Origin of the sequence: Rhodoplanes azumiensis (genome assembly GCF_042682915.1) — a bacterium.
Taxonomy (GTDB): domain Bacteria; phylum Pseudomonadota; class Alphaproteobacteria; order Rhizobiales; family Xanthobacteraceae; genus Rhodoplanes; species Rhodoplanes azumiensis.
Genome location: NZ_JBHUIW010000051.1, coordinates 1 through 10159 on the forward strand (window position 1 = coordinate 1; position 10159 = coordinate 10159).

Annotated in this window: 8 protein-coding genes and 1 tRNA gene; 2 read left to right on the forward strand and 7 right to left on the reverse strand. The window is 68.1% G+C overall.

Annotation, left to right across the window (positions count from 1 at the left end; genetic code table 11):
- Window positions 1–142: 142 nt before the first annotated feature.
- The 6 genes from ACFSOX_RS23280 to ACFSOX_RS23305 form a co-directional block, all read right to left on the reverse strand.
- A complete protein-coding gene (locus ACFSOX_RS23280; protein ID WP_378480206.1) occupies window positions 143–1942 on the reverse strand; it encodes a NapC/NirT family cytochrome c in 1800 nt (599 codons plus the stop codon).
- Window positions 1943–1970: 28 nt separating this feature from the next.
- Entirely contained in the window at window positions 1971–2627 is a 657-nt protein-coding gene (locus tag ACFSOX_RS23285; protein ID WP_378480207.1) for a molecular chaperone TorD family protein, read from the reverse strand.
- 19 nt (window positions 2628–2646) lie between these two features.
- Window positions 2647–3351: a cytochrome c family protein gene (locus ACFSOX_RS23290; protein ID WP_378480208.1), complete on the reverse strand. Its 705-nt coding sequence runs from the start codon at window positions 3349–3351 to the stop codon at window positions 2647–2649.
- 49 nt (window positions 3352–3400) lie between these two features.
- The gene (locus ACFSOX_RS23295; RefSeq protein ID WP_378480209.1) at window positions 3401–4423 is read right to left on the reverse strand and encodes a 4Fe-4S dicluster domain-containing protein; all 1023 of its coding nucleotides are present in this window, start codon (window positions 4421–4423) and stop codon (window positions 3401–3403) included.
- A 73-nt stretch (window positions 4424–4496) separates the two neighbouring features.
- A complete protein-coding gene (locus tag ACFSOX_RS23300) occupies window positions 4497–7298 on the reverse strand; it encodes a molybdopterin-dependent oxidoreductase (RefSeq protein WP_378480210.1) in 2802 nt (933 codons plus the stop codon).
- 273 nt (window positions 7299–7571) lie between these two features.
- The gene (locus ACFSOX_RS23305; protein WP_378480211.1) at window positions 7572–8318 is read right to left on the reverse strand and encodes a chlorite dismutase family protein; all 747 of its coding nucleotides are present in this window, start codon (window positions 8316–8318) and stop codon (window positions 7572–7574) included.
- Window positions 8319–8710: 392 nt separating this feature from the next.
- Here ACFSOX_RS23305 and ACFSOX_RS23310 point away from each other — a divergent pair, with 392 nt between their 5' ends.
- Together ACFSOX_RS23310 and ACFSOX_RS23315 are read left to right on the forward strand one after the other, a co-directional pair.
- Window positions 8711–9265, forward strand: coding sequence for a sigma-70 family RNA polymerase sigma factor (locus tag ACFSOX_RS23310; RefSeq protein WP_378480212.1), 555 nt, complete (start codon window positions 8711–8713; stop codon window positions 9263–9265).
- On the forward strand, window positions 9262–9897 hold the full coding sequence (locus tag ACFSOX_RS23315) for an NrsF family protein (RefSeq protein WP_378480213.1): 636 nt from the start codon (window positions 9262–9264) through the stop codon (window positions 9895–9897). Before ACFSOX_RS23310 ends, ACFSOX_RS23315 begins: the two co-directional genes overlap by 4 nt.
- A 78-nt stretch (window positions 9898–9975) precedes the next feature.
- Here ACFSOX_RS23315 and ACFSOX_RS23320 read toward each other — a convergent pair.
- Window positions 9976–10050 (reverse strand) — tRNA-Gly (locus tag ACFSOX_RS23320).
- Between the last annotated feature and the right edge of the window lie 109 nt (window positions 10051–10159).

Here is a 10159-nt window from a genome sequence, read left to right on the forward strand (position 1 = left end):
CGTCACCGACACCCGAAGATACGTGATGGCGCGCCCGAACGGGTCGACCAGCGGCCGGGCCGACGATCCGCCCAGCGCCGCCGCCGCAAGGCCGCTCGGACCCATCGTGCCGTGCATGAGACCCTCCGGGGCTCGTCGCGCCTCATCGCTGCGGCGGGGCGATCGCGGTGACCGGCAGCTCCGAGACGGTCCCGTCGAGGGCCAGCCGCAGCTCCAGGGACACGTGATGAAAGCGCGCATCGGCGAAGTCGTCGTGCACGGCGAAGCCGACCGTGTAGACGGCGCCCGGGACGATGCCGATATCGCCGGCGTCCGAGGGCTTCAACGGTCGCCGCAGGGTCGCGACCCAGCGGTCGCCGATCTGCGCGATGCTGCCGCCAACCGGAACGCCACCCTCCATCAGACGCTGGGCCAGGACACTGCCGGACTCGGCCGGACGACCGGGGCGCAGGCGCAACAGCTCCATCCGGGTTCCGGCAGCGCGCAGTGCCGCGAGGTCCGACGCCGACTTGACCGCGATGCCGCCGCCGCGCGGACCGTCCTTGCCCTGCAGATCGATGCGCTCGCGCGACTCGGCCAAGTACTTGGTGAGGCCCTGGGCGATGGACGCGTCACGCGCATCGGCGACGAGCCCCGGCGCGCCCTTCGGATCGACCCGAGCGGCATCCGGCATCGAGCGCGCGTCGTGATGGCACGTGACCCAGCAGCCGCCCTGCTCGGCGCGCCCGACGGTCGGGCCGGCGATCATCATCGACAGCTTGCTCGCGTGCTGCGGGTCCATCTTGCCGCCCTCGACGAACGGCGCGGGCGCGTGCGGCGTGTCGCTCCACTCGAAGCGGAGAAAGAGGTCGGTGCCGTCCTGGGCCGCCTGGACCGAGACGTCGATCCACGGCCGCTTGCCGGGGATCGGCGTCGGCTCGTTCTTGGCGCCCGACACGAGCTTGCTGCCGATATCCTTGGCTTCCTTGCCGTGGCACTCGCTGCACCGCTCGCCGGTGCGCAGGAAGCCGCGGGCGCCGGTGTGATCGCGCGCCACCTGGATCCACTCGAACGAGCTGACCCCGGGATAGAACAGCGTCACGGTCTTGGCCGGCACCGCGGCCCAGTCGACCCCGAACGTGTCGACCGCCGTCGCGCCGGACTCACCACTCGCCTTGCGGGCGAGCTCCGCCTCGATGCGGGTCCGCAGCGCCTGCTCGGCGGCGCGTGCGGCCTCGTCGCGCGCCTTCGCCTCCGCCTCCTCGCGCGCCGTGACCCGCGCCAGCCCGTCGACGAAGGTCGACGGGATCGGACGGATGAAGGCCGGATTCGGCTTCTCCAGCGCCTCGATCTGGGCCGTGGTCAGGCGCTCGCGCGGGCTGTTGTGGGCGATGCCCTTGTGGCAGTCGATGCAGGTCTGGCCCGACCCGAAGGCATCCAGATGGACCTTTCTGGCCCGCGGCTTCTGGAACTCCGGGTTCATCGACTGGAGGGTGTGGCAGTTGCGGCATTCGAGCGAGTCCGTCTGCTTCATCCGGTCCCAGACATGGGTGGCGAGCTCCAGCCGCTTGGCCTCGAACTTCTCCTTGGTGTCGATGGTGCCGAGCATCCAGTGCCACAGCTCGTTGGTGGCCTGGACCTTGCGCATCATCTTCGGGAACCACTCCTTCGGCACGTGACAGTCGGAGCAGGTCGCCTTCACGCCGGTGCGGTTCTGATAGTGGATGGTCGTCGCATACTCCTTGTAGACGAAGTCCCGCATCACGTGACAGCCGGTGCAGAACTCGAGCGTGTTGGTCGCCTCCACGGCGGTGTGGAAAGCGCCCCAGAACAGCACGCCGCCGAAGAAGCCCACGACCACGAGGCCCGCGAGCGCCCAGCGTGAGCCGGGCGACGCGAGCCAGCCCTTGATCCTGCCGGCGGCAGACGTGTGCGTCGTCGTGGTGGTCTCGGGGTCCGACATGATCACTCCATGGCGCTCGCTCGCGCCGTCAGGCGGCCGACGCCGCGAGCCGGCGGGTCACCGCGGCCGCCTCCGCCGCGACGAAGCGGTGGGTGCAGCGGACGAGCCCGCGATAGAAGGGCGCGGTGCAATCCTCCGACGCCTCGTCCATGGCGGTCAGGAACGGAACGAGATGGCGGTCGAGGAAGTCGTGTTGTGCTCGCCGATAGGGATCGGCGTCGAGCGCCTGCTCGATCGCCTGCGCCTCCTTGGCGACCAGGAACTGGAGGAACTCGAGCTCGGCCGTCAGGGTGTCGACGAAGTCGCGCGGCGCCTCGCCGGGCACGAGCCCGAAATGCCGATAGAAGGCGTCGATCTCGAGGAGCAGCTCGGCGCGCGGGCGATCCGTCACGTAGCTGCCCTCGTAGAGCGAGAGCGGCGGCTTGCGCGGACCGGTCTCGAAGGTCGCCAGATAATCCCCCTCGAGCGTCACGAGGTCGGCCGGTCGCGTCTCGAGATCCATCCGCACGCTCGTCAGTGACGCGAACAGATCGGGATGGACGTCGGTGACGAGATCGATCAGATCGAAACCGAAATCGCCGGCCTCGATGTCGTCGAGCAGCTCGGCGCCCGGATAGGCGAAGCCGCGCGCCAGCTCTCCGTAGATGCTGCTCCGCACGACGGCGGACCGCGACGTTTCCGTCATGGTGATTTGTCCTCGTCGCTCAGTCGGGATCCTTGGCGTCGGCCTGGAGCTGGCCCCGGATGGCGGGCACCGGCTCGCCCATGAACACGTTCTTCAGCTTGAAATGCTCGTGCACGCCGGTCCCGGCCCCCGAGCGCAGAACCTCCTTGTCGTAGTCGAAGGCGTATTTGGGATCGAGGGCCGGCGTGAACACCTTGAACGGCGGGTGCGCGCCGGCGAAGCCCGAGCCTTCGTAGTTGAGGTGGCAGGTCGCACAGGCGGTCTTGTAGTCGAAGTTCTGGCCGAGCTTGACCAGGACGTCGCGGGCGGTCTCGCCCTTGCCCGTCTTCCAACGCTCTTCCGCAGCGCCGTGCTCGACCCGGAACTTGCTGCCCGCACCGTGGCAGGACTCGCAGCCGACCACGGCGAGGTTCTTGTGCTCGGCCGCCGGCGTCGTCGCCGCGAAGCCGCCCGGCTTGCCGAAGCCGGTGGTGTGGCAACCGACGCAGGCCGCGTCGGTGGTGTAGTCCTTGTCCGGGTCGAGCTTGCCCTTCTGCTTGGCGGCCGCCTTGACCTTGGGCTTCAGCGACTCGAACGCCTTGGCGTGCGCGGTCTGCGCCCAGCTCTCGGCCTGATCGATATGGCATTTGCGGCAGACGCTCACGCCCTCGAACTCCTGGCCGGACGCCAGGCCCGGAACGAGCAGGACCGCCAGCGCGACGCCGAACGGCAGGATGCTCTTCATTCTTCCTCCTCCGGAGCCTTCGCCCTGATCCGGCTCGTCCGGTTCGTGGTCACGTCAGCGGGTTCAGCATCATGTCGGCGCTGCGCCGGCCGATCATGATGTCCATCAGCTCGGACGGCTGGCTCGCGAGACGCTTGCCGCGCTCGTCGTTGAGAACCGTCATCACGCGCGGCACGTCGTCGCCGAACAGCTTGACCAGGTACTCGAGCGGGATCTTCTTGTCGGTGCGGAGATTGCCCTGCGCATCCTCCATCGCCGGACCGAGGACCGGCGGGATGTAGAACATGTTCGGCCCGGTGCCGCGCTCGGCGTAGAGCGGCAGCGCCACCTTCCACACCTTGGCGAGCTTGTGCACCGAGCTCGCGGTGTCCTCCATGAAGCCGACATGCATGGCGCGGCCGACGCACTGGGCGACGCACGCCGTGGCGACGCCCTTCTCGATGCGCGGATAGCAGCCGATGCACTTGCTCGCCTTCTGGGTCGCCGTGTTGAAGTAGGTCTTGTCGTAGGGACAGGCCTGCACGCAGTTGCGCGCCGCCTTGCACTTGGTCTGGTCGACCAGGACGATGCCGTCGGCGGCGCGCTTGTAGATCGCGTCGTTCGGGCAGGCCTCCAGGCATGCGGGCTTGCTGCAGTGATTGCAGTGGCGCGGCAGGTAGAAATAGTAGTTGTTGGGATAGGCGCCTTCGCCCTGGTCCTCGTCGAAGTTCGGGGCCCAGGACGCGAAGCCCGCCGTGGTCGCGGCGGGGCGCGGACGCACCCGGCCGGGATTTCCCTGGAACAGCCGTGCCTCGTAATCGAACTCGAACGGCACGCCGTAGTCGCCGGCGGTCGGCATGCGGCCGCGCTGGACCTCGCCGGCGGCGTTGAAGCCGCCGCCCTCGTTCTCCCAGTTGCGCGGATACCCCTTGCCCGGGCGCGTCTCGACATTGCGCCAGTAGATCGGATCCTCGCCCCGCTGGTTGGTCCACAGCTTCTTGCAGGCGACCGTGCAGGTCTGGCAGCCGATGCACTTGTTGAGATCGACCACGAAGGAGAGTTGCTTTTCCGGTTTGGTGATCTGCTTGGCCATGATCGTCGTCCTCGAAACCCTGGTTCGGGGACGGCGCGCCGCCGAGGGCGGCCGTCCCGTGGCGTCGTGCCGCTCAGCTCGGGATGAGACCCGTGTAGCGGCGCACCTGGACGCGGGCGTCGCGCTGGGTTCCGCCCGGCCCGTAGTAGTTGGGCCGGAACAGCAGATGACCGTAGTTGCCGACCAGGCTCGTCGGGTTGATGCGGATCGGGCAGACGCTCTGGGTCGAGCCCTCGATCAGATCCATGTAGAGCTCGGGCGTGTGGCACATGGTGACCCGCCCCTCGGGCTCGCGATTGTGGATCTTCACCCGGCAGATCATCCGGCCGTGGTCGTTCCATACCTCGGCCCAGTCGTTGTCGCGCAATCCCCGCGCCTTCGCCTCGCCGGGCGGCATCTCCAGCACCGGGCCGCCGCGCTGGAGCCGCAGCATCAGCACGTTGTCCTTGAAGGTGGAGTGGATGGCGTGGCGGCTGTGCGGCGTGTTGAACCGCAGCGGGAAGGCGTCGGCGTCGATCGGCGCCTTGTAGACGGGCAGCTCGACGCCCATCTCGATGAACCAGTCGTGATCGATGTAGAACTGCTGCCGGCCCGTGAGGGTCGGCCACGGCTTCTTGCTTTCGGTGTAGAACTGGAACGGCGTGTAGGGCACGCCCTCCCGGATGGGCGAGGTCCAGTTCGCCTTGAAGCGTTGCGGCCGCTCGCGGATCATGTCGAGCGTGAGGCCCTTGGTGGCCGGTGCGTTGTCGAGAATGAACTGGGCCGCCTGGGACGCGCTCTCGAGCTTGCCGTTGTCGGTCTGCTGCGCATAGAGGGTGGAGAAGTCGCGGGACACGTTGAACTGCTCGTCGAACACCCGCGACATCCCGCGCGCCACCGCGCGGTCCTGCATCTTCTTGGCGAGCAGCGCGAACACGTCCCAGTCGTGCTTCGATTCGTGCATCGGCGGGATCGCCGGCTCGGTCATGTGGACGAAGGTGTGCTCCTCCGTCATCTGCAGGTCGAGCTTCTCGTACCAGTGCGCGGCCGGCAGCACGATGTCGGAGTAGAGCGCCATCGAGTCCATGCGCAGGTTGAGATTGACGATCAGGTCGAGCTTCGGCCACAGGTTCTGCAGGACGTATTTCTGGCCTTTCGCCTGGTTCAGGAAGTTGCCGCGATAGACGATGAACACCTTGGGATCGCGGCCCTCGCGCGGATAGATCGGCATCATCCGCTGGTCGAGGCTGGCGCGCAGATACTTGCGGGTGTCGATGCCCACCGTCTCCATGGAGTCGTAGGCGTCGGCGTGCACGTAGGTCCAGATCGTCGTCTGGGTGAAGCGATGCCGCGCCGGCCCTTGCGGGAACGACAGCGCCAGCACGCCCGGCACGGCGACCGGCTTCCACTGGCCGATGTAGTGGTTGACGCCTCCGCCGTTCTTGCCCTCGTTGCCGGTCAGCGACGAGAGCAGATGGAAGGCCCGGATCTCGATGTCGCTCCAGTACCAGTGATTGGTGCCGCCGCCGCTGATGATCATCGCCGGCTTGACGGTCCCGTAGGCCTTGGCGAGATCGACGATCGCCTTCTCGGCGACGCCGGTGATCTCCGACACCTTCTTGGGCGTGTAGTCGCGCATGATGCGCTCGGCATAGAGCGCGTAGGCCGGCTTCACGTCGACCGCCTTGCCGTCCTTGAGCGTGATCTTGAAGCTGCCCTCGAGCGCCGGGTCGAGCTCGCCGAGCGCGATGGTGCCGTCCGGGAACGTGTGCGTGTTGCGCCCGAGATAGGCCGGCTGCGCGGCCGGGCGGCCGCCGGGCGGCTCCTCGCCCCAGCACCCCTTGGCGAGCACCGGCTTCTTGGTCTTGGTGTCCCACACGTAGAACTTCGCGGCGGAGCCGCCCTGCACGACGTCGGCCTCGCGCAGGAACTTCTTGGTGTCGGAGCGGATCAGATAGGGAAGGTCGGTCTGCTCCTTGATGTTGGCGACGTCGACCAGCTTGTCGCGCATCAGGACGTGCGCCAAGCCGAGCGCCAGCGCCGTGTCGGTGCCGGGCTTGGGATGGATCCAGGTGTCGGCCTTGATGGTCGTCGCGTTGTAGTCGGGCGCGATGCTGACGACCCGGCTGCCGTTCAGCGCCGCTTCGTTGATGAAGTGCGCGTCGGGGATGCGGGTGACGGCCGGGCTCGACCCCCACAGCAGGATCAGCTTGGCGTTGAACCAGTCCGCCGTCTCGGCGGTGTCGCCCTGGACGCCGCAGGTCTGCGTCTGGCCGGTCGGATGGTCGCCGTACCAGTCGAAGAAGGTGTGGGTGTGGGCACCGATCAGATGGGCGAAGCGATGGCCGGCCGAGAACGACACCGGCGCCACCGCCGGCACCGGCGTGTAGACGCTGATGCAGTCGACCGCGTGGTCCCGGATCGTGTCGAGCATCTTGTCGGCGATGATGCCGAGCGCCTCGTCCCAGCTCGCGCGGCGCCACTTGCCCTCGCCGCGCGCGCCGGTGCGGATCAGCGGATACTTCACCCGGTGCGGCCCGTAGAGATAGTCGGTTCCGCAGGCGCCCTTGTTGCAGCCGCGCGGATTGTATTCGGGGACGCCGGCGAGCGGCGGCATGTCCTTCGAGGCTTCCTCGCGGACCACGATGCCGTTCTTGGTGTAGACCCAGTGCGGGCAGGCGCCGGTGCAGTTGATCAGATGCGCACCGCGCGTCTTCGTGTCCCAGCTCCACTTGTCGCGGTAGAGCTGCTCCCAGCCGGCGTAGTCGTGCTGGGTCTGCGGCGATGCCGCTGGCGCCTGGGCCAGAGCCTTCAACGCGAACGGGCCGCTGAACAGCGTGCCCAGATACGCGGCACCGCCCAATCTCAGCAGATCCCTGCGGGTCGTCTTCGACATGGAGAATCTCCCGGCGGAAAAGTTTGACAGGATGACGCACGCGCGACGACGTCACGCGAGCGGGAAGGCCGGCGATCGAATCGGGGCGGATCGCGGACGGGGGCGGCGAGCCGGACCGGGGCGGAACCTCGCGGACATGTCGGAGGCATGTCGGATCGCGATCGTGACGGGGGTGACGGAGATCGGGCCACGGGCTCCGCGCGAACACGGAGCGGCGGACGGCGCGGAGGCCGGGGTGAGCGGCCGCGGAGCCCCGCCGCCGCTCACGTCCGGTCACATGGAGCGATCGGCGTCCGAGAGCGTCTTCACGACCGAGTCGATCGACTGGATCGTGCCGAGCACCGTCGGGTTGCCCCAGCGGACGTGATACTTGTTCTCCGGAACCTGGGCGAGCGCGATCAGCAGGTTGTTGAACGCACCGAGATCGTTGGTCTCGAAGTAGGTGATGAAGTCGGTGTCGGAGAGGCCGGTCGAGTGATAGAGCTTGCGCTTGACGTTGACGAGATACTGCAGCGTCGGCGCCGTGTGGACCTCGATCTCCTTCAGCCGCTGCTCGGGCGTCATGTTCCACCACTCGGCGTTCTTCTTCACCGGGATCATGATCGCGTAGCGGGGCGCCGGATCCGTGTAGGTGGCCGCGAACAGCCCGGCGTTGAGCGTCTCCGACTTCTGCTTGGTGATGTAGTTGAGCGCCTTGGTGATGCCGACCAGGTTCTCGGTGACGTCGGAGTAGGAGCCGAACTTGGTGGCGCGGAAGTCGGTGAGGAACTTCTGCGCGGCGGCGAGATCGTAGGCGTGCACGCGCAGGAAATAGTCGCTCTTGGCGTCGAAGCCGCGGGTCAGGTAGGCGTCGACGATCACCTTGTCCTTGTGCTTCTCGACGACGGCGAGAACCTCGGCCGCGGCGGCCTTGCGATCGGCGGCCGGCAGCATCGCGTATTCGGGTCGCAGCTTGTAGACCGCGAAGTCCCCGAAGACGCCGAGGTCGGTGAGGATCTTCGCGCGGTCGATCGGAGCCATCGGGGCCATCGGGGCTGCTGCCATGGGGGCCGGCGGCATCGGACCGGGCGCCGGCATTCCGCCACCTTGTTGAGCAAGCGCCGTGCCAGCCAAGGCGATGGACATCGCCGCGGCGAGCCCGAGTTGCAGCCGATGCCGGCGTGGCACGAGGATCGAGATCATGTCTGCCTCCGCGTTTGAATCTGCGGGCGGCGCGGCCGGGGGTCGCCCTCGTTCGATCGGAGACCGGCGAGAGCTGGCGTCGTCCATTCTGTTCTTCGGCGGGAGGCCGGCGATGTTACTGGTCGCACGGGATCGGGTGTAGTACCTAGGCACCCCGCCGCGCCGGGCGGCGAAGATTAATTCCGACCCGACGTAACATCGGCCCGACGGCGCCGAAGAGGACTATGAACATGCGCGTGGACCGCAGCGAGCACGAGCTGGCCGAGGCCATGAGAGCGGCGTCGCGCGGCGATGCCGTCGCCTATACGCGACTTCTGCGGAACGTCGCCGACTGGCTGAGGCAGATCATCCGGCGTGAGCTCGTTCGCTCCGGCCGGTCGGCAGCCGATGCGGAGGACATCGTACAGGACACGTTGCTCGCGCTTCATCTGAAGCGGCACACTTGGGACGAGACGCGGCCGATCGGACCGTGGATCCGCGCGATCGCGCGACACAAGCTGATCGACCTGCTCCGGCTTCCGCGCGGACGCGGCAAGGACGTGTCGATCGACGAGTTCGGTGACGTTCTGGTGGCCGACGAGCCGGCTCGCCCGGCCCTCGAGCGCGATGTCGAGCGGCGACTCGATGCCCTGCCGCCCGGTCAGAAGCAGGTCATCCAGGCGATCGCGATCGACGGGCTGTCGATCGGCGAGGCCGCGGCGAAGCTGTCGATGACGGCGGTCGCGGTGCGTGTCGCGCTCCACCGCGCCCTCAAATCGCTCAACAGGACGGCGGGCGCATCATGAAGACCGACGACCTCATCCAGGCCCTGGTGGCCGATCGCGACACGCGGGAGCGGTTCGGGCCCGGCGCGCTGGCCGGTGCGCTGGGACTAGGGCTCGCCGGGTCTCTGCTTCTCTATGCCGTCACGCTGGAGCCGCGCGACCTCTCCACCGCGCTTTTTCAGCCGCGGTTCGATTTCAAGCTGATCGTCGCGCTCGCGCTCGCGCTCGCCGCGGTGCCGATCGTCGGGCGCCTCGCTCGCCCGGACGGGCAGCCCGGGCGCGCCACCCTGGCCGTGCTGGCCGCACCCGTGCTGCTCGCGGTCGGCGTGCTGGTCGAGCTCGCCGTGGTCGACGCCTCCGCCTGGCGGACCCGGCTGATCGGCGAGAACGCCGTGGCCTGCCTGCTCTGCATTCCGCTGCTGTCGGCCCCCATCCTCGCCGCCGTCCTCCTGTTCCTGAGAAAGGGCGCACCGAGCCGGCCGGACCTCGCCGGTGTCTTCGCCGGCCTGCTGGGCGGCGGCCTCGGCGCGTTCCTCTATGCCAGCCACTGCCCGGACGACTCGCCGCTCTTCGTCGCCGCCTGGTATCCGTTGGGAATCCTGGTCGTGACGGTCGCGAGCTGGGCCGCGGCGCGCTCCTTCGTCCGCTGGTGACAAGGCGGCGCGCCCCGGCCGCGAGGGCGCCCGCAACCCTGGACCGGCCGACCAAGCGATTGTCGTTGTTCGCGAAATTGGAGCGGGCGATGGGAATCGAACCCACGACATACAGCTTGGGAAGCTGTCGTTCTACCACTGAACTACGCCCGCGCGGGTCGGACATTACCCGGGGCGACCCGGGCGCCGCAAGGGGCCCGCGGCCATGGCCAGGGCACCGAACTCGGGTTAACGGCGGTTTCGGGGTAGCGGAAGGTCTGAT

Coding starts and splice junctions, on each gene's coding strand:
- ACFSOX_RS23280 (WP_378480206.1), bottom strand. CDS start 1,942: ATGTCGGACCCCGAGACCACCACGACGACGCACACGTCTGCCGCCGGC.
- ACFSOX_RS23285 (WP_378480207.1), bottom strand. CDS start 2,627: ATGACGGAAACGTCGCGGTCCGCCGTCGTGCGGAGCAGCATCTACGGA.
- ACFSOX_RS23290 (WP_378480208.1), bottom strand. CDS start 3,351: ATGAAGAGCATCCTGCCGTTCGGCGTCGCGCTGGCGGTCCTGCTCGTT.
- ACFSOX_RS23295 (WP_378480209.1), bottom strand. CDS start 4,423: ATGGCCAAGCAGATCACCAAACCGGAAAAGCAACTCTCCTTCGTGGTC.
- ACFSOX_RS23300 (WP_378480210.1), bottom strand. CDS start 7,298: ATGTCGAAGACGACCCGCAGGGATCTGCTGAGATTGGGCGGTGCCGCG.
- ACFSOX_RS23305 (WP_378480211.1), bottom strand. CDS start 8,318: ATGGCTCCGATCGACCGCGCGAAGATCCTCACCGACCTCGGCGTCTTC.
- ACFSOX_RS23310 (WP_378480212.1), top strand. CDS start 8,711: ATGCGCGTGGACCGCAGCGAGCACGAGCTGGCCGAGGCCATGAGAGCG.
- ACFSOX_RS23315 (WP_378480213.1), top strand. CDS start 9,262: ATGAAGACCGACGACCTCATCCAGGCCCTGGTGGCCGATCGCGACACG.